The organism is Ruminiclostridium cellobioparum subsp. termitidis CT1112 (assembly GCF_000350485.1).
In the GTDB taxonomy this organism is placed as follows: domain Bacteria; phylum Bacillota; class Clostridia; order Acetivibrionales; family DSM-1351; genus Ruminiclostridium; species Ruminiclostridium termitidis.
This window is the reverse complement of sequence record NZ_AORV01000065.1, coordinates 408,504-430,421: the sequence shown is the minus strand read 5'-3', so window position 1 is coordinate 430,421 and position 21,918 is coordinate 408,504. Positions and strand designations below refer to the sequence as shown.

Below are 21,918 nucleotides of genomic sequence, written 5' to 3'. Positions count from 1 at the left end.
GTACTTTTAATACCTTTTAAAATTATCTTCTTTCGTAAATAAACATATTCCGTTCTTTTCCAACCCGTTCAACAGCCCCAACATAAAATAGAACATTTAAAGCAGTTTGTGCCTTTGAAAGGCTCAGGCCTGAGGCTTTTTGAAACTCTCTGCTTGTAAAGCGGGGAGGGAGTGATTCGGGTATAAGTCTGGAGTAGTCACTTTTATTGTTTATATAAATTACTTTTTGCAGGTCTTTGGGAATCCTGTCATGCCGCCAGGAGCCTTTTTTGCCGTCGGTACTCCAGCCGTTAAGCAGGCGGTATTCTTCGATATCAAGGTATACAATGCATAAACGGAGATTTTCACTATCCAGGTAATTTTTTATTCTGTACAATTCAAAGAAGATATCATAAGCGGAGCCTTTTTTGGGAGAAAGCCTTTTCTTGCTTATTTCGCCTGTCTCTTCATTAATCCATAAAAGCCATTTGGTATACGCAACAGGATATACAAGTGTGACCTTGTTTTCAGGGAGAAAGGCCTTAAGCTTTCCCCTCAGTTTGTTCCACTGCCGGGTCTGGATTTCGGTTATTCCTTCAGCATTCAGTATATCTGCGTAATAGGAGCCAACTTTTATTTCATGGCAGCTTTCATCAGGTTCGAAATAGTGCTTAAGGACTGCATGAAGAGTTTTTTCTCCCAGAGTTCCGATACCTTCCCGGCGGTAGGCCGAGTCCATGACTTTGCCGCAGGCCTGCTCAAAATTATAAGAAGTACCCATATTGACCTCCCGGGCCATGTAAAGGATTCAATAAAATGCAACACGGTCCGATAAACATTTTACATTAATCCATTTTGTTATTCAATGAGGATTTCAGGCTATTAAGTGTCTAAGTTCCATTCTACATAAAAAATTTTTGCCGGCAAAAATTAAGACGGGTTTGCATAAATTTTAGCAGCTTTTGGTTAAATATGTGTTAAATACTTCATGGACAGTATTGTTGCTCCAGATTTTATGTGATATTCTTTTAATAGATTTCTTTTTATTGGATTATTTTAGATTGTTATATATATGTTGTTTTACCCGAAAGACCAGCAGATGCAGTAGAATTTAGCAGAAGTAATTTTAATATATACAAAAAATAATAATCAGGGTGATAATATGCAAAAAACAAATCTTGTATTAAGACATTACAACAAATTAAAACCAATTAATTGCACTTTTATCAGCGGCGATACCAATAAAATATTTACCGTTAAAATCAGCGATAGTGAAAATCATGTGGCCGAAATGATAAAAGGGGATCCAGTATTGATCGGGATGATGGATGAAAGGGAAAATCTTACGGTTAACGGGGGAAGTGTTGTAGGTGTCAACCCCAAGGAGGAGCAGTACATAATATGCTCCAACAATGTGATCAATATTGCAAAGGAACTGGAGAAAAGACAATATGAAAGGTTCCCGACTTCTCTGCTCGGAGAGGTAAAGCTATTGGAATCCAACAAGAGGGAAAGCGCTTGTATTAAGGATTTTAGCTATTCAGGCATGTGTATTTATTCTCCGGGGGATTTTGAAATCGATGATTTGATCGAAATAAACGTATTTTTAAGTAATTCTGTTTCAAAATACGATGCCACAGTTATTAGAAAATCTAAAAATTTTGGAAGAAATGAATACGGAATTCAAATTATTCACAGGGATAAAAACTCCATGTATTCAACTGAAGCCCAGTTGACAAATATGGTCCAGGCTGAAAAGGAATTGATATACCGGCATTTGATAAATGCCAGATACAAATTTTAAAAATATAGTGTAAAAATATAGTTCACCAGGACTATATTTTTTTATATATTTATTACGCAATAGACTTCGGACCACCAAAGGATACGGAGGTTTGCAGCAAGACTATTTGCAGGAGGTATGCATGAAAAAGTTCATCGACACGAAACTGGAGGGCTTTAAGCTTCGTTATGCCGACGAAAGCGATACTGCCCTGATTCTGGATTTTATAAAGGAGCTGGCCATATACGAAAAAATGTTGGATCAGGTGGTTGCCACTGAAGAAGGACTGAGGAATTCACTTTTCTGCAAAAAGGCAGCTGAAGTAATTATAGGAGAATATGAGGGAAAGCCTGTCGGTTTTGCTCTTTTCTTTCATAACTTTTCTACTTTTTTGGGTCAGGCAGGTTTATACCTTGAGGATTTATATGTAAAGCCCGAAATGAGGGGAAAGGGAATGGGGAAGATTATGCTTGCCTTTCTGGCAGGGCTTGCACTGGAGAGAAACTGCGGACGTCTTGAATGGTGGGTGCTTGACTGGAATGAGCCTTCCATAAGATTTTATAAAAAGCTGGGTGCGGTTCCTATGGACGAGTGGACGGTTTACAGGGTAACCGGTGACAACTTGAAAGTTTTGGGAGAGAAATTTTAAATGAATATTCAGATTTTTGGAACAAAAGGTTTTGATACTCAAAAGGCCGAGAGATACTTTAAAGAACGGAAAATCAGCTATCAGTATATCGAATTGAATAAATACGGGCTAAGCAAGGGTGAATTTGACAGCGTTAAATCAGCTGTCGGGCTTAAGGCTTTAATTAATGAGAAAAGCAAAGAATATGAGCGCTTGAACATGAGGAATCTCGGTGTTGGAAAAGTGGCGGAGGAAGTGCTTTTCAAAAATCCAAAGCTATATAATTCACCCATAGTCAGAAACGGTAAAAAGGCTACGGTGGGTTATCAGCCCGATATATGGAAGGACTGGGAATAGGTTTTGCTTCGGGCAATACGCTTTTGTTGATATTATAAAAAACAGCGGGAGGAAAGTATGATCAGGCACATACACATTCTTGGGGCGTCAGGTTCTGGTACAACTACTTTGGGCTGTGCTCTTGAGAAGGAATTGGGTTACAGGCACTTTGACACCGATTCTTATTTCTGGCTGCCTTCATGGCCACCTTTTCAAAACATCCGTCCAGCCGAAGATAGAAGAAAAATCCTTGAACAGGATATTCATACTGCTGACAAATGGGTCCTTTCGGGTTCATTATGCGGGTGGGGAGATGTGTTCATTCCAAGCTTTGAGCTTGTGGTTTTTCTATGGCTTCCCGGTGATATAAGGCTGTCCAGGCTTATTGAAAGAGAAAGGCAGAGATATGGAAAGGAAGCTCTGGAAGCAGGCGGGGAAATGTATGAAGCTTCAAAAGAATTTATACAATGGGCTTCCAGATATGATGACGGTGGAATGGAGATTAGAAGCAAAACCTTGCACAAAGCCTGGCTGGACGGCTTGAACTGTCCCGTCCTGTCCCTTGAAGGGGATTTGTCTGTAGAGGAAAGGGTAAGCGCAGTCAAAGAATTGCTATATTAGATTAACGCGTTGTGCCAATTAAAATTTTGTTTTGCTTTACAGATAGATTTAATCAAAATCAACTGGTACGCGAGTACAATTTCATGAAATATGACATCAGTTGTCATATTTCCTCGTATATAATTTCCTTAAGACTAGATTTGAGACTGAAAATGAGGAGATGGTATTACATGCCTGAAAAATTTGATTTCAAAAAACAGTACAGAGATCTTTATATGCCTGGGGAAATCCCTCGGCAGATTGAAGTCCCCGCCATGAATTTCATATGCGTGGATGGGGCAGGTGATCCCAATGGCAGTGAATATGAAAAGGCTGTCGGCATTCTTTACGGCATCACTTTTACAATTAAAATGTCAAAGATGAGCGGAGCCCAACCGGCAGGATATTTTGAATATGTGGTGCCGCCCCTTGAAGGCCTGTGGTGGTATGAAGACGGAGCGTTTGATTTCTACAGGCGTGACAACTGGCTTTGGACCTCAATGATAAGACAGCCTGATTTTGTGACTCCCGAGGTTTTTGAATGGGCTGTCCATACCTGCAGAAAGAAAAAACCTGAACTTGATGTTTCAAAAGCAAGGTTCGAGACATTTACCGAGGGATTGTGCGTACAAATCCTCCACAGGGGACCATATGCAACCGAGCCGCAGTCTGTGGAACTGATGCGGCAATTTATGGAGCAGAACCAGTTGAAGGACGCAACAGGTTTGCTGCGGAAGCATCACGAAATCTACCTGTCAGATCCGAGAAAGACTGCTCCTGACAAGCTTAGAACTGTCTTAAGGCATCCAGCGGAAAGAAATTCCCCGGGAAACGACCTGTGACAGCCATACCAGGTTATTAACACCATTCAGGCTGGAATAAACCGAAATGCTGATATCGGCAGAGAGCCAGACCACCGCTGAAAAACAGATCACCTCTCTGGCTTTTGCCGGGATCAGTGCGATAAATCTCAGCAGGGCGGGATGGATGATATAAACCAGGAAGAGAGACATTATCCCCCAGATAATTGTATTCCTGAGACAGATATATCCCATAAAATTGGCAAAATCACCGCTGTAGTCCCAGAGACGTTTTGATGTCAATATACTCAGGAGAAGTCCTGCCAACAATTCCACCACCGAGGTTATAAGGGCGGCACATATGAAGACCAGAAACGGATGGGATTTGATATGATTGAGGATATAAACCACTAAAACCGATCCGATACCATACACCGCACACAGGGGGCCTATCAGGAATCCTCTTTTTACCAGGTGCCCATGATATATTGACATATATATGGTTTCTGCCACCCAACCTGTAAATGAATATAAAATAAAACATATAAAAAGGTTAATTAATTTTTCATTCAGTAATGATTTACCGGACAATTCATTCCTGAGTTTGACGACCATATTCATTGTTTAGCAACACCCCAATTTTAATCCTTATATTAATCCTTATATATGTATATTCAAAAGTGCCGGAAAAATTGAAAAGTATTGCGTTCCAATCCCCGGCCCCAAAGTTGACATGGAAATTTTGCTTTGATAATATCAATCTTGAGAACGTATTGAATAACCACCTTTATTGTGCCTGATAGCGATGAAGGAAAATAAATCTCATTACAATTTTGTTGCCGCTATGTGGCTCAAAGCCATAAAATGGCTTGGGAGGTTAATTTGAAAACCTATGCGGGCAATCAGTTTAAAGAACTTAAAATAGTGCTTGGAGGCAGGGAGTTAAAGTATACACTTAAAAGAACCGGCAGAAGGAGCATTGGTATTTCAATAGACAAAAACGGTGCCATAACTGTCGCAGGACCGTATAGGGTATCGGAAACCACCATAAGGGAACTGCTTGAGAAAAAGGCTTCCTGGATTTTGGACAAATTGTCTGCAATAGAAGCCCAAGCTGCCGGTTCAGACGGCCCCAGAGCTTTTATTGACGGAGAGGGCTATCTTTATATGGGCCGGGTTTATAAACTTAAACTTATTGAAGACCGGCTGCTGAAAAGGCCGGTAGTCAGGCTGGGAGAAAACAGCTTGGAAGTATACCATAAAGTGCCGGAAAAACCCGAAGAGCTCAGGGCTGTTTTGAGGGAATGGTATGTAGCACAATTTGCCAAAAAGCTTGAAGGCAGATTACCTGCCTATTCGCAGCAGATTGGCGTGTCACCGGGAAGAGTGACCATACGTGAACAAAAAACACGCTGGGGCAGCTGCAGCTCCAGCGGGAATCTCAATTTCAACTGGAAGCTGGTCATGGCTCCGGTTGAAGTGATGGATTATGTGATAGTTCACGAGCTGTGCCATATGAAGGAATTAAACCATTCTTCAAACTTTTGGGCTTTAGTGGGGAAAGTCTGCCCTGACTATAAAAATCACAGGAAATGGCTGAAGGAAAATGGAAATAAATTAACTCTTGATTAAGCTGAAAATTAATTGAGCAGGCCCTGATTATTTTAATCTGATTAAAATTGTCAGGGTTTTTAGATAAGATTATACATTGTCACAGGAGTCAAATGGTATTATACTAAACTTTGTATGAAGAAAACCATGAATTTTTGTCCGCTAATGTTCAATAGTTCTTGTATTATTAAATTGTTGTAGTATGGAGGTAAAAATGATTTATAAAAAATACGGTAAAACCGGCAAAGACATATCCGTTATAGGTTTTGGGGGAATGAGATTTCTAAAGACGGGGGATACCTATGACTATGATAAGTGTGCCGAGATTGTTGTAAAGGCCGGAGAACTTGGAGTCAATTATTTTGATACGGCGCCTTATTACTGTGATGACAACAGTGAGTTTATAATGAGCCATGCTTTTAAAAACATGAAAAAGCAGTTCTATGTCTCAACCAAAAGCAGCCAGAAAGATGGGGCAAAGCTCAGGGAGCAGCTGGAAACTTCCCTGAAGCGGATGAACCTTGAAAAAATCAACTTCTTTCATATCTGGTGCATTCTGAATATGGATGACTTCAAAAGCAGGATGGTTAAGGGCGGCGCTTATGAGGCAGCTCTCAAGGCAAAGGAAGAGGGGCTTATAGAGCATATTGTTTTTTCAACCCATTGCAATGGTGATGAAATAGAAACCATTGTTAACGAGGATTTGTTTGAGGGTATGACAGTGGGCTATAATATACTGAATTTCCCATTCAGACAAAAAGGCTTGCAGGCTGCCTGTAAAAAGGGACTTGGTGTTGCTGTAATGAACCCGCTGGGCGGGGGATTGATTCCACAAAAGGCTGAATATTTTGATTTCATCAGAAGCGAGGATGACGAAACCGTAGTGGATGCAGCCTTGAGATTTAATGCATCCCATGACGAAATTACAACCGTACTGGCCGGAATGGGAAGTGTTGAAGAGGTCGTGCAGAACTGCCATATAGGTGAAAACCTTAAAAAACTTGATGAAAAGAAGCTGAAGGAAATTGAAGGAAAGCTGTTCAATTCCATGGATAAGCTATGTACCGGCTGCCGTTACTGTGAACATTGTCCCAAGAAGATCCCCGTATCAAAATTCATGTTGGCCTATAACAACAAGATACTTCAAAATGAGCAGGAGGTTTTAAATAATCTCAAAAATCATTGGGGCATTGAATACAAGAAGGCTAAGGAATGTATTGAATGCGGCATTTGTGAAGGCAAGTGCACCCAGCATCTTCCCATAATTGCCAGACTCAGGGATGTAGGTGTCTGGGGAGATGCCGCCAACCAGTAATATTAAAGAATGAAGGAGTAATTAATAATGGAAGAAGTACTGGAATATTTAAGAGAATGCGGAACATTTTATCTTGCAACCATGGACGATGATCAGCCGAGAGTACGTCCGTTCGGTGCATTGGGGATTTTTGAAGGCAAGCTGTATACTTCCACAAGCAATGTAAAAAATGTGTTTGCTCAAATGATTAAAAACCCAAAAGTTGAAATTTCAGGTATGTCTAAGGATGGCTCGTGGATCCGTCTGACTGCAGTTGCAGTTCGGGACGACAGAATAGAGGCAAGACAACACCTGCTTGAAGATAATCCTTCGTTAAAATCCTTATATGCTGCCGATGATGGAAAGTATGAAGTATTTTAATTTAAAAAATGCAACAGCGGCGATTTCATCATTTACCGGACAACCTAAAACAATTCAATTTTAATATATAACCCCAAAATCCATTTAAATGATCTTTATCTTTGAAGCCTGCTTTCGCAGGCTTTTTTTTACCTTATCTAACAATATTTTTTTACGATTGTATCCCTATATAAACATTGATGATACCTGACCTCAGGGCTTAAAATTACTGTGATAAAAAAATAACAAAGTGTACCTGCTTTTAAGGCAAAAAATAAATGGCACGGGAAACAGAAATGGAGATAAAAATGAACGATTCAAGATTTGAAGTTGTCGACTGTATCTTAAAAAAATATGATAATAACAAATCATATCTGATCGCGGTTCTGCAGGAGATCCAGAATGAGTACAAGTATTTGCCTGAAGAACTGATGGAATACGTTGCGGAAAAGCTGGATGTCAATCTCTCGAAAATATTCAGTGTAGCAACTTTCTATGAAAATTTTTCACTTGTTCCAAAAGGAAAGTACATTATCAAGGTCTGTGACGGAACAGCCTGTCATGTAAGGAAATCCATCCCCATATTGAATTCCATGAGAAAAGAGCTTGGCTTGAGTGACAGCAAACATACAACGGATGACATGCTGTTCACGCTTGAAACGGTTTCCTGTCTGGGTGCCTGCGGATTGGCCCCCGTTATCACCATAAATGACAAGGTCTACGCAAAAATGACACCCGATTCAACAGTTGAAATATTAAGGACTTTAAGGAGTGAAGGACAATGAAAATAAACAATCTCAAAGAATTAAAAGCCTTTTCTGCCAAGTCGACAAATGCCCTGGATAATCAGAAAAAAAAGGTCCTGGTATGTGCCGGTACAGGCTGTGTTGCCGGCGGATCGATTGAAATCTACAACAGGATCAGAGAACTTATAGATGCACATGAGCTTTTGGTTGATCTGGAACTGGATTATGAAAAAGAGGGGATAGGAGTAAAGAAAAGCGGCTGCCACGGCTTCTGTGAAATGGGTCCTCTGGTTAGAATAGAGCCTGAAAATTATTTGTATTTGAGGGTTCAGTTTGAGGATTGTGTTGAGATCGTTGAAAAGACACTCATTAACAATGAACCCATAGAACGTCTCATGTACAGCGCTGAAAACCGTATTTATAAAGCACAGGAAGATATACCCTTTTATCACAAGCAGACCAGAATGGTTCTGAAAAACTGCGGGAGCATAAATGCCGAATCCTTTGCGGAATATGTTGCAAAAGGCGGTTATGAAGCCCTTAGCAAGGTGTTGTTTGAAATGAAGCCTGATGAGGTATGTCAGTCAATCATTGATTCAAACCTCAGAGGAAGAGGTGGCGGAGGTTACCCTGCCGGAAGAAAGTGGGCACAGGTGCTCAGACAGGACAGCGAAGTAAAATATGTTGTCTGTAACGGTGACGAGGGCGACCCGGGAGCCTTCATGGACAGAAGTATCATGGAGGGCGATCCTCACGGTGTGATTGAAGGCATGCTCATTGCGGGTTATGCAACCAAAAGCACTGCCGGATATATATATGTCAGAGCGGAATACCCTCTGGCGGTGGAGAGGCTGAGAATAGCAATTGAAGATGCAAGAAAACACGGATTGCTGGGAAAGAACATATTAAATTCCGGCTTCTCTTTCGATATAAACATCAACAAAGGGGCGGGAGCCTTCGTCTGCGGAGAAGGAAGCGCATTGACCGCATCCATAGAAGGTGAAAGAGGCATGCCGAGGGTAAAACCTCCGAGAACGGTTGAAAAGGGTTTGTGGCAGAAGCCTACGGTCCTTAATAATGTTGAAACCTTTGCCAATGTACCTCTGATAATAAAGAACGGAAGCAGCTGGTTCAAAGGCATCGGACCTGAAAACAGCCCCGGAACAAAAGCCTTTGCCATAACCGGCAATGTTAACAACACCGGGCTTATAGAAGTACCTATGGGAACTACCCTGAGAGAAGTAATATTCGATATCGGAGGCGGCATCAAAGATGGAAAGAAATTCAAGGCCGTCCAGATAGGAGGCCCCTCAGGAGGCTGTCTTACAGAGGAACACCTGGACCTGCCCCTGGACTTTGATTCCCTGAAAAAGGTGGGAGCCATGATCGGTTCGGGCGGACTTGTTGTTATGGACGAAGATACCTGTATGGTGGAGGTTGCAAGATTCTTTATGAACTTCACACAGAACGAGTCCTGCGGAAAATGCGTTCCGTGCAGGGAAGGAACCAAGAGAATGCTTGAAATCCTTGAGAAGATAGTCGAAGGAAAAGGTACCGTCGGGGATCTTGATTTGCTGGAAGAACTGGCCGACACCATAAGCAGTACGGCGCTGTGCGGATTGGGCAAATCTGCCGCAAGTCCCGTAGCAAGCACTTTGAAGCATTTCAGGAAGGAATATGTGGAGCACGTTGTAGACAAAAAATGTGTCACACATACATGTAAAGCCCTGGGCTCAATTGTAATTGAGAAGGAGAAATGCAAGGGCTGCAGCAAATGTGCAAGGCTTTGCCCTGTTCAGGCCATTGTGGGCAAGGTAAAAGAACCATACACCATCAACCCGGATAAATGCATCAAATGCGGTGCCTGTATCGAGGCTTGTGCTTTTAAGGCCATAAAGGAGGCCTGACGCAAAGAGTGTGAAGGATGCATCCTTTGCACGGATTTGTAACCTTCATGCTTCAAAAACTCAAGCGTCTTTTCAATACTGTAGTATAGCGTGCACGTACTTTAGTACGTTGAGCACGCAGATAGGAGAATTTTTATGGGAAACATGATTATAGATGGACAGATAGTTGAATTCAATGAAGAAAAGAATATTCTTGCCGTCATACGCAAAGCGGGAATAGAACTTCCTACCTTCTGCTACCATTCCGAACTGAGCGTCTACGGCGCTTGCAGAATGTGCATGGTTGAGGATAAGTGGGGGAGCACACTGACTTCCTGCTCCACTCCGCCCAAGGATGGAATGGAAGTCTGGACAAATACCGAAAAACTTAAAAAGCACAGAAAAATGATCCTGGAGCTGCTCCTTGCAAACCATGACAGGGATTGTACCACCTGTGAAAAAAGCGGCAGGTGCAAGCTGCAGGAAATCGCTCTGAAGGTGGGAGTCAAGAAGATCAGATTCGGGCAGGAAAAGAAGGAGATGCCTGTTGATGATCTTGGCCCTTCAATTGTAAGGAACCCCAACAAGTGCATACTTTGCGGAGACTGTGTCAGAGCCTGTCAGGAAATTCAGGGCGTCGGGGTATTGGATTTCGCATACAGGGGTTCAAAACTTCAGGTTACCACTGCATTTAACAAAGCCCTGCATCAGGTTGACTGTGTAAACTGCGGACAGTGCCGTGTAGTTTGCCCAACCGGTGCACTGATGATAAAGAAGGATATGGACAGGGCCTATGAAGCCCTGCAGGACAAGAACAAGCGTGTAATCGCACAGATTGCACCTGCAGTCAGGGTGGCCATAGGTGAGGAGTTCGGAATGGAACCCGGCGCCATCACCATGGGCAAAATAGTTGCTGCGTTAAGAAAACTGGGTTTTGATCAGATATTTGATACGGCGGTGGGCGCCGATCTTACGGTAATAGAAGAGGCGGAAGAACTCATGGACAGAATACAGAACAGGGATAAGCTGCCTCTGTTCAGTTCCTGCTGCCCTGCCTGGTTCAAGTATGCCGAACAGAAGCATCCCGAATTGATGGACAATGTTTCATCCTGCCGTTCGCCGCAGCAGATGTTCGGTGTTGTCATAAAAGAGCAGTTCAAAAAACTCTATAAAGATGACCGAAAAGAAAATATAGTGATAGCAATAATGCCTTGTACAGCCAAAAAGTTTGAAGCTGCAAGACCTGAAAATAAGACAGGCGGAATCCCGGATGTGGATATGGTCATAACAACCCAGGAGCTTGCGATAATGATCCAGGAGAACGGTATCGTATTTAACGAGCTGGAAGATGAAGCCCTGGATATGCCCTTTGGCTTCACAAGCGGTGCAGGTGTCATCTTCGGAGTCAGCGGCGGTGTTTCGGAAGCTGTTTTGAGATACTACTACAAGGAAAGAACGGCTGCTGTGCTGCAAGGTATTTCATACTCGGGAGTCAGGGGAATGGAAGGTGTCAAGGAGGCCACAGCCGAGATTGACGGTCAGAAGGTAAGGATCGGTGTGGCTCACGGCCTGAAAAATGCTGAAAACCTCATAAAAAAAATCCTCAGGGGTGAGGAGAAGTTTGATTTCGTCGAGGTCATGGCCTGCCCGGGCGGATGTGTCGGAGGCGCAGGACAGCCTATTCCCCAGAACAATGACGTACGAAGAAAGAGAGCCAGGGGAATATACAAGGTTGATACGGCATCCCCCATAAAGAGGTCCGAAGACAACCCGGCCATAGAAGCTCTATACGAGGGAGTATTGAAGAGCAACAGGGAGATACTTCACAGACACCATAAGTAAGCAGGTTAAATGAAAAAAATTCAAAGTAAAAGTACCCAATAAATCCAGAAAATAAAGAAATGGGGTGTAAATATGCCTGGAAAGAAAAATTGTGAAATTAGCACAAGTGGAGCAGAAAAAGGTTATGACCCTTGCAGGATGCTTTCGGTTGTAGATGCTGCCAGAACCGATATGGAATATAACTGCTGCGGATGTGAAAATAAGTAGTTGAATTCATGGAAAACATGGTTGCCTGCCGGGAAAAGTGCACGCTGATGCATTTACAAGTAAAAATGCATCAGTGGCACTTGACCGGCAATAAGACGCATTAATTAAACAAAACGATATATTAACAGGCCACATATGGATTGACATAAATTTAACAATGGCTTACAATTATATTGTTATTTGTTTAACAAAGAACATCTTTATTATGTTTGGTATGCAGATGGAGGATAAGTACAATGCTTGATATTTATGTATGCGTGGGAAGTTCGTGTCATCTCAAGGGCTCGTATCAGATCATAAACTGCTTCCAGAGACTTATTAAGGAAAACCGTTTGGAAGAAAAAGCGGTGCTTAAAGCTTCCTTTTGTATGGGCAAGTGTACAAACGGTGTATGCGTAAAAATAGGTGATGTTTTCTACGGAGATGTGGCTATCGTCAATGCCGAAAGTTTCTTTCATGAGAAGGTTATTAATCGATTAGAGGCGGAATTATGAGTGTAATCCAATTTAGGGAAGCAAATTGCAAAAACTGCTACAAGTGCATACGGAGTTGTCCTGTTAACGCAATAGCCTTCAGAAATGACCAGGCCGAGATTATTCATGAGGAATGTACCCTGTGCGGAAACTGCCTGAAAGTCTGTCCTCAGAATGCAAAAAGCGTAAACAGCGAAATAGAAAAGGTGAAGAAATTTATCGCTAAAAAGGAAAAGGTGTACGTAAGTCTGGCACCTTCATTTATTTCTGCCTTTGACTATGATGAAAAATGGCTGTATTTTGCTCTCAAAAAGCTTGGCTTTACTCATATTGAAGGAACTGCCAACGGCGCATACCTGGTTTCGAGACAGTATGAGAAACTGCTGCAAAAAAGGGAAATGAAAAATATTATTACCAGCTGCTGTTCCTCCATCATTTTATTGATAGAAAAATATTATCCCCGGCTCAGGGACCAGCTGGCGCCTGTTGTGTCACCGATGATCGCCCATGCCAAAATGCTAAGGGAAACCTACGGTCAAAGAATAAGAATTGTATTTATCGGACCCTGTATTTCAAAAAAAGAGGAATGCAATGATTTACAGAATGAAAACCAGATAGATGCGGTGATTACCTTCGAGGAACTGGATAAGTGGCTGGAGGAAGAGGGCATCTACCAGGAAGAAGCCACAGCAGATGAAATGAAGAATTTTGATACAATTACCAGAATTTATCCGGTTCCCGGAGGAATTCTCAAGACAATCGACAGAAACAGCAAAAAAAATTACCGCTCCATCAGTGTTGATGGCGTTGACAGATGCATAGACATATTGAATTCAATAGATGAAGGCAATATGGAAAATTATCTGATAGAGATGAGCAGCTGCACCGGAGGCTGTATTGCGGGGCCGTGTATGAAACATGTTCCGGGCGGATTTTTAGCCTCAAGGGAAAGACTTCTCAACTATGCAAAGAGGACGGCAGCCAATCAGAATGACAGCGGCAATTCTCTGATGGCGGCCACCAGAATAGAGCTGTCCAAAACCTTTATTGACAGATCCAAAAAGGCCGAACTGCCTTCGGAAGCTGTAATTCAAGGAATATTGAACAGTATCGGTAAATTCAGCGAAGACAAGGAACTGAACTGCGGTGCCTGCGGATATCCCTCCTGCAGGGAAAAGGCAATAGCCGTGTATTTTGGAAAAGCACAGGTTCACATGTGTCTGCCCTATATGAGGGAAAGAGCGGAATCCATTTCGAATATCATAATCAATTATACTCCTTATGCTATTTTCGCACTGGATAAAAATCTGAACATACAGGAAGTAAACAAGTCTGCGAAAACCATGTTCAAATTGGGTGCTACCGACGTTGAAGGCATGAATATCAGGGAAGTCCTGGATTGCCAAATGTTTGAAACAGTTCTTGAGAGCGGGGAAAATATATACGACGAAAAATATGTCTATGAGACTTTTAATATGGTAGTCAGGCAGTCTGTAATAAATGTAAGCAAGCATAATACTTTGATTGTGATAATAAATGATATAACCGATGAGGAAAATCAAAGACAGAAAATTTATGAAAGCCGGCAGCAGAATATTGATATTGCTCAAAAGGTCATGGAAAAACAAATGAGAGTTGCTCAGGAAATTGCAAGCCTTCTTGGCGAAACAACTGCTGAGACAAAGGTTGCCCTGACGAAACTGAAAAAATCAATTATGTCAGAGATGGGTGAAGTCAAGTGAGCCTCTACATTGATGTAAATTACGAAAGTTTAAATAAATACAGGGAGGAATTGTGCGGAGACAAGGTTGAGATAATCAGGAGCTCGGACTCGGTTGTGGTTGTGCTGGCCGACGGTCTGGGAAGCGGTGTCAAGGCCAATATACTTGCCACACTCACCTCCAAAATAATCGGCACCATTATGTCCAACGGGCTGGATATTGATGAAGCCGTCAACACCATTGCCAGTACCCTGCCTGTTTGTAAGGAACGAGGAGTCGCTTACTCCACTTTTTCAATTATCCAGATATTCAATAACGGTGAAGGCTATCTTGTGGAATTCGACAACCCTGCCATAATAAGGCTGCGCAAGGGCAAACTGCTGGAAATTGAAACCGAAAGCCGTGAAATAAGCGGAAAACTTATTAATGAAGCAAGATTCACCGTCAGTCCCGATGATCTGTTTGTTATGATCAGCGACGGAGTTATCCACGCAGGTATAGGCCAAACTCTTGACCTTGGCTGGCAGTGGGGCAACGTCAGGGAATATGTCCAGAAAACCTATAAAAAGGATATGTCCTCAAAAGCTGTTGCCAAGCTGCTTTTGGCGGCCTGCGACAGCCTCTATGCCAATGAGCCCGGTGATGACACCACCGTTGTGGCTCTCAAGGCCAAAAAGCCTATCAAGCTGAATTTGATGATCGGGCCTCCCGTTGATTCCCAGAACGACAGGGACATTGTCACAAGATTTGTCGGCAGGGAGGGCAAAAAGGTTATTTGCGGAGGTACTACCTCGCAGATTGTCGCACGTATAACAAAAAAAGAAATAAAAACCTCCATTGAGTACTTCAATCCGTCGGTGCCTCCCACTGCCGAAATAGACGGAATAAATCTCACCACCGAGGGCGTGCTGACGCTCAGGAAAACTCTGGAGCTGCTAAAGACCTGTGTTTCACCTGAGAGTACCATGAATGACTATTTGAAGCTGAATAAAAAGGACGGAGCCTCAAGATTGGCTAAGATGCTGCTTGAGGAAAGCACAAGCATTTACTTTTTTATCGGCCAGGCTATAAATCCCGCCCACCAGAATCCTGAATTTCCTCTCAATATGGGACTGAAGTTCAAGCTGGTCGAGGAGATAGCGGGTTTGCTGAGACAGGCCGGAAAGCATATAACGATAGAATATTGTTAATTAACATAATATAAGCATATATGGATGGAGGAAGACTATGGGCTTGCGGACCATACATCTAAAACTTCATAAACCCGGCGCGGCAAAGAGAAATATAATCAATAAGGCGTTTTTGAATTATAATAATGCATACAATTATTTGCTGGGCAAAGCCTATTCTGAAATTGATATCATAGAGGAGCGGTGCAGATCGAAAAAGGGGACATATAGCACCCTGGGGCTGTCCAAATGGATAGACAGCGATCTGTCGGCAGAAATAAACAGGTTTGACATTCAACCTTTCAAGGACTCGCTTAAGCTTGATTTGGGCATGACCCTGGCAAGCTATTTCGTTCAGAAAAAAAATAATCCGCAAATGCCATATCCGGGTTTTAAGAATGAGCCGGTGACCCTCGGGGAAAAACTCAGACCCATTTATTTTTGCAGATATGACACCAAGAGATGTTTTTGTCTCCTGCACGATGCCGTAAATCAGAAATTTTTCGCCAAGCTTTTTTTAATGAATACACGGAACGGCAAGGACAGGCGCAGTCATGAATTTAACAGAGAGCTAAATTATATTTCAAAGAAACCCGAGAAAGCGAAGGCCTTAAAAAAGGAAACTTTTATTATAGTACCCCTTTCTTTCGGAAAATGGCAGCTTGATTTTCTGCTGCAGGCGGTTGAAAAGCCCGAAATGCTCAGAACTGCAAGGCTGATTAACAAAAACAATGAATATTATCTGAGCTTGAGCATAGATCTGCCCGAAGACGATAAAATTGAAACGAACACTTTTCTCGGTGTCAGCAGGGGCATGGAAAGCGCTGTGAACTACACTGCCGTTGACGGGCAGGGACACCTGCTTCTGAACGGCACCTTTTACTGCAGGAATTCTGAAAACCAGTCGGAGCGCAAAAAAGAAATGTATAAGCTGGCAAGTGAAATTGTAAACCTTGCCGTAAAAAACAAATCAATGGTGGTTCTCCAGAACCTGACGGGCAAGGGTGACAAATTGAGCTGGACTGATGAGGGAAAAACGGTTAAACCGGTATTTGGCTGCAAACAGTATAATGACCTTGTCAGAATTCTTGACTACAAGCTGCCGCAAAAAGGTCTTCCCCCTCCGGCAAAGGTGAGTTCGGTGGATATATTCCACAGCTGCAGTGTCTGCGGCAGCAATACCAAGAAAAACAGGTTTTCAAAAACCCTGTTCATTTGCACTACATGCGGGTTGAGCAGCAGCCTTGACAGCTTGGGCAGTCTTAACCTGTCAACCAAGCTTATCAGGTATAAAAACACCCCCTTTAAGCTCAAAGCCCGGAGAACCATGGAAGGTATGTATTTGCAGAACGAACTCATAGGTCTGGACTTTTTTGTACCCAGATATCAAAATCCGCTGGATACTCTTAAGGAAAAAATCCAGGAAATATCCGATTCTTTTGAAGAGTATGCGGGTGAGCGGAAGCTTAATTCCAAGGAAGTAAGGAGCATAATAGAGAAACTTAAAAGAAATAATTTTGCCAATATTGAAATTGTCTGATAAATTTATAATTATATATAATTGTGCCTTTGCTGCCGCACATAGCCTACAGAGTGGGCTTGAATGTATGCAAATATGTTCAAAAAAGTGCAGCTATCTAACCTATGAAGCCGTATCAGCCTGCCTGATACGGCTTTGTTTAAATTCATTTGCCGTTTGGATACGTTTTTGATATTATTAAGGTGATTTTATATATAATACAATTAAGGAATCATAGGAGATACAATGTTGATTTCTGCCGGAAAAAAACGTTTTCTTATTAAAATAAAGGAAAGCAAAATGGGCAACAGCTTTAAAAAAATGAGCTTCAAGTCAAAACTCATATTTTCCTTTATATTTGTTTCTATAATTCCCATGCTGCTGGTTCAATCAATCTCATACTTCAATACTACTTCTGCCATGAAGGAGAATGTCAATGAGCTTATAACCTATAACCTGGCCCAAACCGAAAAGAACCTCAATACCACTCTGAATTCCTACATGGACATACTTTATCAGATATATACCGACGATGAGATAATAGAGCTTGTTAAAAAGATAAATGCCGAAACCGACAGTGCCATGGAGATAAGCCTGCTTCGTGACAAGCTGAGCAAGCTTACCAATTCGAAGGAAGGGATCAGGAGCATAGCAATCCTGAGTGCAGGCGGGAAGACGGCATTTTACGATACATTGACGGCTTCTTCACTGGACAGCTCCTGGATGAACAAGAATTTTGAAAAGTCTGAATTCTACCGGGATATAACCTCCAGCAAGGGTTCGGTTTTAATTCCGACCTCATATGCATCCCAGCTGGGTGATAAGAAATATTACCTGTTCCATATTGCTAATAAAATGGTGGATTTTAATGATATCAGAAAGGATGCCATAGGAGTCATAGTAATAAGCATTGATGAAGACATAATTTACAGGGCCTGCAATGAGGTGGATGCAAAGAAAGAGGCAAAAAAGAGTGTGAGAAGTGTAAATTTTATAGTTGATAAGAAGGGATATATAATATCCTTCCCGGATAAAGACCTCATAGGTGCCAATATTTCCTTGTTTGACCCGGCCGGAACAAATGGACAGGAGGATGGATATACGGCTGCAGCCCGGAAAATATCATACTTTGACAGCAGCAGCATAATAACAAATTCATTAACAAGTGAAAAGAATGGCTGGATAATTGTAAATGCCGTAGATCAAAGTTTTCTTTTCAGCAAAGTGTATATGACGCAGAGACTGACAATAACCTTCGGAATTCTGGCATTGCTGTTTTCAATAATAATAATATTTTATGTTACAAGAAATTTCTCAGGGTCCATCAGAAAAATTCTGCATGCCATGAAAACAGCACAGGAAGGTGAATTGTCCGTAAGAGTGGAACTGGACGACGACGGGGATGAAATGTCTGCAATAGCCGCCAGGTTCAATAAAATGATCTATAAGATCAATAAGCTGGTGGAAGAGGTCAGGGCAGCTACCTTCAAACAGAAGGAGGCTGAAATCAGAGCCCTTGAAGCTCAAATCAACCCACATTTCCTCTATAATACACTTGATGCCATCAACTGGATGGCAATTGAAAAGGATGAGCATGAAATAAGCAATATGCTCAAATCATTGGCTCAAATATTGCGTTACAGTGTTAATAAAAGCAACAGCATAGTAAAACTCAGGGAAGAGATAGAATGGCTCAAACAGTACATTTACCTTCAACAGACCAGATTTAACTATTCTTTTGAGTGCTTCATGGAGGTGGATGAAAACGTTCTGGATTTTAATATTCACAAGCTTCTGTTCCAGCCCTTTATAGAAAATGTGATAATACATGGTTTTGAAGGAATTAACAAGGGAGGGGTCCTGGATATAGGCATTAAAGGTCGGGAGAATTCAATAATGATTGTGATCAGGGACAACGGTAAAGGAATTGATCCTGAGACTGTTTCAAAACTTAACTCACCCGATGATAAGGAAATCACGGCAAAAGGAAGCGGTCTGGGAGCAAGCAACGTATTTAACAGGATAAAGATGTATTACGGAGACAGCGGCAGCTGGCAGGTGGAGAGTGAAACGGGAAAAGGTACAACCATAACCCTTAAAATACCAAAACTGTAGCAGAAACTGTTGTTTGGCCGGCAGTATACGCAGATAGGAGCCTGGAATGAGAATTGTTGTGGTGGAAGATGAATATAGAGTTCGTTCAGGGGTAGTAAAGCTTATAGGTAAGATAAAGCCTGAATACGAGGTTGTTGCCGAAGCCGAAAACGGTCTTGCAGGAGTTGACACGATTTTGGAAAATAAACCGGATCTGGTTATCGTCGATATCAAAATGCCGTTGATGGATGGGATTGAGATGCTTTCAAAGCTGAAGGAAAAAGGTATAAAGCACAAGACAATAATTCTCAGCGGTTATTCGGATTTTGAATTTGCTCAGAAAGCCATCAAGCTGGGTGTAAGTGAATATCTTCTTAAACCCGTAACAGCCAACGATCTGGAGCAAACCCTATTAAACATTGAAAAAGAAATCCTTATGGAGAAAATGCTGGAGGCAAATCAGACTCAGGTGCTCAGCTCCATTGAAAATATTTTTCAAAATATTGTTATGGGCGGCAGCGATAAAGTTGAAGAAATGTACCGGTTTTTATCCGACAGGTATGGGCTTGGACAGAATACGGAATTTGCGGCTGTAAGCGTTTATTACGGTACAGATGACCGGGACCATATAAACAAATTGAAGATAATTTTGGCAGATGACCTGACAGGCTTTGGTTCGGGCAGCTTTACAATATTTGATCTGGCCCTGCATCAGGAAATTATAGTTTTAATATACAATAGTGAGAACCTTCAGGCTTATGAAAGGTTTTTTCAAAACAGGGCAATAAGGGATATATTGGGACAGGATTTTAAAGGCCTGGCTTTTGGCTGGATACAGTTCACCGGACCGGAAAATATAAAAAACAGCATAAACACCATCAGAAAAGAATTGAAATGGTCCATTGTGCTTGGAGAAGATATATTGATATCCTATCCCAAAACCCGTCAGATAAACACAAAGCTCATTCATTATCCGATTGAGCTGGAGTCGGCTTCAAAAGCCTGTGTATTTTCAAATGATCCGGGCAGGCTGAACAGACTTTTTGAAGAATTCGCCTCCTGGTGGAGAAAGGAGCTCTATCACCCGGCAGGGGTCATTGAAGCCTTTGTCAGGTTTGCATCTTCAATCATAAATGTGATCAAAGAGACGGATTATGATCTCTATGAAGCAATAAACCAGAAGGAAACACTGCAGAAACTCATAGATTCAATTACCTGGAATGAGCTTCATAGTGCACTGTTTTCAATAATTGAAAAAATCACAGCCGGTTCAAACAGGGAAATACAGGCTGTAAGTCTGATTGTCAAGAAAGCGGTAAGCCTGGTGAATGAATTTTACAAGGACGGTATAACTTTGGATCAGACCGCGGCACGGCTTAACATAACACCGGAATATCTCGGTTCTCTTTTCAACAGGGAGATGGGTATAAATTTCAGTACTTACATTAAGGAGTTCAGGATAAAAAAAGCAAAAGGGCTGCTGATAGGCAAGGATTTGAAAACCTATGAAATATCCCGGCAGGTGGGGTATTCCGATCCCAAATATTTCTGCCGGGTTTTTAAGGAAACAACCGGTTTGACCCCGGGGGAATATCAAAAAGCATATAAATAATATCTGGTGGTGAGATCTGTGAAAAAATTATTGTTGATAATCACATGCATATTACTTTTATATTCTTTCAGCGGATGTGCCGACGAGAAGAAGGACAATACCCCGGCCCGGATGGGAAATGCTGAAAGAACAAAATTATCTCTGCTTTTTTATTACGAAGGACAGGAGAGATTTTCACTCGTCAATAATCTTTGCAATGCCTTTAACAACCAGCAGGAGGAAAGCGAAGCAATACCGGAGTTTGTGCCTTTTGAGGAATTGAAGAAAAAACTTTTGACGGGTATGGCCCAGGGAGACCCGCCAGACCTGGTCATCTATGATGTGCCGGATTATGCGTATTTAGCCGAAAGGGGTATTCTTGAGGACATAACCAACAATATCAAAAACTGGCAGGATTTCACACAGTTTTATGAAAATTCAATAGAAGCCTGTACTTACAAGGGAAGGATATACGGAATGCCCATAGGCCAAAACTGCCTGGCATTGTTTTATAATAAAAAAATGCTGGAGGATAAGAAACTCAGTCCTCCGCAGACATGGTCCGAGCTGAAAACAACAGCTCTTAAACTGTCAAATGGAAATGTCCATGGAATGGGGATCTGTGCACAAAACAGCGAACAGGGAATGTTTCAGTTTCTGCCATGGCTGTATTCTGCAGGAGCCGATACCTCCGATCTTCAAAGCGCCGAAGCTGTAAAGGCATTTACATTTTTGGCCGAGCTGGTGGACCAGGGGGCAATGAGCAAGGAAATCATCAACTGGTCACAGGCTGATGTGATGAAGCAGTTTGCCAACGGGAAAGTCGCCATGATGCTCAATGGCCCGTGGCAGCTGTCCGAGCTCAGGATCAAGGCGCCTGAGCTGGAATATGGCATTGTCAGGATTCCCATGGATAAAAAATCAGTCACAATTCTTGGCGGTGAAAATATAAGTGTTGTTAAAGGTCAGAATAAGGACAAGGCCTTTGAATTTCTGAAATTCTTTTGCAGTGCTGAAAATGTAAGAACCTTTACAAAATCAATGGCATACTTCCCCTCGAGGAAGGACGTTCCGGTGGATGAAGAGTTGAACCGGCCTGGAGTGAGCCTGTTCGGTGAAGAGGTCCACAAAGCCATTCCCAGGGGTCCTGATCCCAACTGGCCCGAAATATCAAAAATAGTTACCGGTGAACTCCATGAAGTCCTGACCCAGAGAAAGTCACCTGAGGCCGCAGCAAAAGCAGCCCAGGCCGATATGGAAAAATTAGCGAAATAACGGA

21 protein-coding genes are annotated in these 21,918 nt (G+C 42.2%); 19 read left to right on the top strand and 2 right to left on the bottom strand.

Annotated features, from left to right (window positions below; translation table 11 throughout):
- Positions 1-22: 22 nt before the first annotated feature.
- A complete protein-coding gene (locus CTER_RS24070; protein WP_004629596.1) occupies positions 23-760 on the bottom strand; it encodes a DUF8091 domain-containing protein in 738 nt (245 codons plus the stop codon).
- Between the two features lie 381 nt (positions 761-1,141).
- Between CTER_RS24070 and CTER_RS24065 the strand changes: the two genes are divergently transcribed.
- The 5 genes from CTER_RS24065 to CTER_RS24045 all read left to right on the top strand — a co-directional run bounded on the left by CTER_RS24065 (position 1,142) and on the right by CTER_RS24045 (position 4,168).
- Positions 1,142-1,783: a PilZ domain-containing protein gene (locus CTER_RS24065; RefSeq protein WP_004629789.1), complete on the top strand. Its 642-nt coding sequence runs from the start codon at positions 1,142-1,144 to the stop codon at positions 1,781-1,783.
- Between the two features lie 121 nt (positions 1,784-1,904).
- Positions 1,905-2,411 carry a GNAT family N-acetyltransferase gene (locus CTER_RS24060; RefSeq protein ID WP_004630043.1) on the top strand — a complete coding sequence of 169 codons (507 nt, stop codon included), beginning with the start codon at positions 1,905-1,907 and terminating at the stop codon, positions 2,409-2,411.
- Positions 2,412-2,747, top strand: a complete 336-nt coding sequence (locus tag CTER_RS24055; RefSeq protein ID WP_004629734.1) for an arsenate reductase family protein — start codon at positions 2,412-2,414, stop codon at positions 2,745-2,747. It begins immediately after the preceding gene.
- 57 nt (positions 2,748-2,804) lie between these two features.
- A complete protein-coding gene (locus CTER_RS24050) occupies positions 2,805-3,347 on the top strand; it encodes an AAA family ATPase (protein WP_004629887.1) in 543 nt (180 codons plus the stop codon).
- 170 nt (positions 3,348-3,517) lie between these two features.
- A complete protein-coding gene (locus CTER_RS24045; protein WP_004629706.1) occupies positions 3,518-4,168 on the top strand; it encodes a GyrI-like domain-containing protein in 651 nt (216 codons plus the stop codon).
- Here the strand turns inward: CTER_RS24045 and CTER_RS24040 are convergent.
- Entirely contained in the window at positions 4,124-4,741 is a 618-nt protein-coding gene (locus tag CTER_RS24040) for a putative ABC transporter permease (protein ID WP_278245954.1), read from the bottom strand. The two genes, CTER_RS24045 and CTER_RS24040, sit on opposite strands and share 45 nt — an antisense overlap.
- Before the next feature lie 267 nt (positions 4,742-5,008).
- Here CTER_RS24040 and CTER_RS24035 point away from each other — a divergent pair, with 267 nt between their 5' ends.
- From CTER_RS24035 to CTER_RS23975, 14 genes are all read left to right on the top strand, one after another.
- Complete coding sequence (locus CTER_RS24035) at positions 5,009-5,758, top strand: M48 family metallopeptidase (RefSeq protein WP_004629815.1); 750 nt, start codon at positions 5,009-5,011, stop codon at positions 5,756-5,758.
- A 193-nt stretch (positions 5,759-5,951) separates the two neighbouring features.
- Positions 5,952-7,052: an aldo/keto reductase gene (locus CTER_RS24030; RefSeq protein ID WP_004629904.1), complete on the top strand. Its 1,101-nt coding sequence runs from the start codon at positions 5,952-5,954 to the stop codon at positions 7,050-7,052.
- Between the two features lie 27 nt (positions 7,053-7,079).
- Entirely contained in the window at positions 7,080-7,412 is a 333-nt protein-coding gene (locus tag CTER_RS24025; protein ID WP_004630139.1) for a pyridoxamine 5'-phosphate oxidase family protein, read from the top strand.
- Positions 7,413-7,699: 287 nt separating this feature from the next.
- Positions 7,700-8,176, top strand: coding sequence for a complex I 24 kDa subunit family protein (locus CTER_RS24020; protein WP_004629678.1), 477 nt, complete (start codon positions 7,700-7,702; stop codon positions 8,174-8,176).
- A complete protein-coding gene (nuoF, locus tag CTER_RS24015) occupies positions 8,173-10,044 on the top strand; it encodes an NADH-quinone oxidoreductase subunit NuoF (RefSeq protein WP_004629885.1) in 1,872 nt (623 codons plus the stop codon). The genes CTER_RS24020 and nuoF overlap by 4 nt, the downstream gene beginning before the upstream one ends.
- A 135-nt stretch (positions 10,045-10,179) precedes the next feature.
- On the top strand, positions 10,180-11,865 hold the full coding sequence (locus CTER_RS24010; RefSeq protein ID WP_004629896.1) for a [FeFe] hydrogenase, group A: 1,686 nt from the start codon (positions 10,180-10,182) through the stop codon (positions 11,863-11,865).
- Between the two features lie 72 nt (positions 11,866-11,937).
- Positions 11,938-12,072 (top strand): hypothetical protein, encoded by a 135-nt coding sequence (locus CTER_RS29085; protein ID WP_278245951.1) that lies wholly within the window; start codon positions 11,938-11,940, stop codon positions 12,070-12,072.
- A 236-nt stretch (positions 12,073-12,308) separates the two neighbouring features.
- Complete coding sequence (locus tag CTER_RS24005; protein WP_004629721.1) at positions 12,309-12,566, top strand: (2Fe-2S) ferredoxin domain-containing protein; 258 nt, start codon at positions 12,309-12,311, stop codon at positions 12,564-12,566.
- Positions 12,563-14,287 carry a [Fe-Fe] hydrogenase large subunit C-terminal domain-containing protein gene (locus CTER_RS24000; RefSeq protein WP_004629692.1) on the top strand — a complete coding sequence of 575 codons (1,725 nt, stop codon included), beginning with the start codon at positions 12,563-12,565 and terminating at the stop codon, positions 14,285-14,287. The genes CTER_RS24005 and CTER_RS24000 overlap by 4 nt, the downstream gene beginning before the upstream one ends.
- Positions 14,284-15,456 carry a SpoIIE family protein phosphatase gene (locus CTER_RS23995; RefSeq protein ID WP_004630253.1) on the top strand — a complete coding sequence of 391 codons (1,173 nt, stop codon included), beginning with the start codon at positions 14,284-14,286 and terminating at the stop codon, positions 15,454-15,456. Before CTER_RS24000 ends, CTER_RS23995 begins: the two co-directional genes overlap by 4 nt.
- 37 nt (positions 15,457-15,493) lie before the next feature.
- Positions 15,494-16,975: a hypothetical protein gene (locus CTER_RS23990; protein ID WP_004630005.1), complete on the top strand. Its 1,482-nt coding sequence runs from the start codon at positions 15,494-15,496 to the stop codon at positions 16,973-16,975.
- 225 nt (positions 16,976-17,200) lie between these two features.
- Positions 17,201-19,069 (top strand): cache domain-containing sensor histidine kinase, encoded by a 1,869-nt coding sequence (locus tag CTER_RS23985; RefSeq protein ID WP_004630066.1) that lies wholly within the window; start codon positions 17,201-17,203, stop codon positions 19,067-19,069.
- A 46-nt stretch (positions 19,070-19,115) separates the two neighbouring features.
- On the top strand, positions 19,116-20,660 hold the full coding sequence (locus tag CTER_RS27230; protein WP_004629612.1) for a response regulator transcription factor: 1,545 nt from the start codon (positions 19,116-19,118) through the stop codon (positions 20,658-20,660).
- An 18-nt stretch (positions 20,661-20,678) separates the two neighbouring features.
- Positions 20,679-21,914, top strand: coding sequence for an ABC transporter substrate-binding protein (locus CTER_RS23975; RefSeq protein WP_004630085.1), 1,236 nt, complete (start codon positions 20,679-20,681; stop codon positions 21,912-21,914).
- Positions 21,915-21,918 lie beyond the last annotated feature (4 nt).

Bases quoted from the DNA above. Each gene is read 5' to 3' on its own strand.
- nuoF (WP_004629885.1), top strand. From the start codon at position 8,173: ATGAAAATAAACAATCTCAAAGAATTAAAAGCCTTTTCTGCCAAGTCG.
- CTER_RS24060 (WP_004630043.1), top strand. From the start codon at position 1,905: ATGAAAAAGTTCATCGACACGAAACTGGAGGGCTTTAAGCTTCGTTAT.
- CTER_RS24025 (WP_004630139.1), top strand. From the start codon at position 7,080: ATGGAAGAAGTACTGGAATATTTAAGAGAATGCGGAACATTTTATCTT.
- CTER_RS24010 (WP_004629896.1), top strand. From the start codon at position 10,180: ATGGGAAACATGATTATAGATGGACAGATAGTTGAATTCAATGAAGAA.
- CTER_RS24030 (WP_004629904.1), top strand. From the start codon at position 5,952: ATGATTTATAAAAAATACGGTAAAACCGGCAAAGACATATCCGTTATA.
- CTER_RS24055 (WP_004629734.1), top strand. From the start codon at position 2,412: ATGAATATTCAGATTTTTGGAACAAAAGGTTTTGATACTCAAAAGGCC.
- CTER_RS29085 (WP_278245951.1), top strand. From the start codon at position 11,938: ATGCCTGGAAAGAAAAATTGTGAAATTAGCACAAGTGGAGCAGAAAAA.
- CTER_RS24005 (WP_004629721.1), top strand. From the start codon at position 12,309: ATGCTTGATATTTATGTATGCGTGGGAAGTTCGTGTCATCTCAAGGGC.
- CTER_RS24065 (WP_004629789.1), top strand. From the start codon at position 1,142: ATGCAAAAAACAAATCTTGTATTAAGACATTACAACAAATTAAAACCA.
- CTER_RS24040 (WP_278245954.1), bottom strand. From the start codon at position 4,741: ATGGTCGTCAAACTCAGGAATGAATTGTCCGGTAAATCATTACTGAAT.
- CTER_RS23990 (WP_004630005.1), top strand. From the start codon at position 15,494: ATGGGCTTGCGGACCATACATCTAAAACTTCATAAACCCGGCGCGGCA.
- CTER_RS24050 (WP_004629887.1), top strand. From the start codon at position 2,805: ATGATCAGGCACATACACATTCTTGGGGCGTCAGGTTCTGGTACAACT.
- CTER_RS23985 (WP_004630066.1), top strand. From the start codon at position 17,201: ATGTTGATTTCTGCCGGAAAAAAACGTTTTCTTATTAAAATAAAGGAA.
- CTER_RS24000 (WP_004629692.1), top strand. From the start codon at position 12,563: ATGAGTGTAATCCAATTTAGGGAAGCAAATTGCAAAAACTGCTACAAG.
- CTER_RS24020 (WP_004629678.1), top strand. From the start codon at position 7,700: ATGAACGATTCAAGATTTGAAGTTGTCGACTGTATCTTAAAAAAATAT.
- CTER_RS24045 (WP_004629706.1), top strand. From the start codon at position 3,518: ATGCCTGAAAAATTTGATTTCAAAAAACAGTACAGAGATCTTTATATG.
- CTER_RS24070 (WP_004629596.1), bottom strand. From the start codon at position 760: ATGGGTACTTCTTATAATTTTGAGCAGGCCTGCGGCAAAGTCATGGAC.
- CTER_RS27230 (WP_004629612.1), top strand. From the start codon at position 19,116: ATGAGAATTGTTGTGGTGGAAGATGAATATAGAGTTCGTTCAGGGGTA.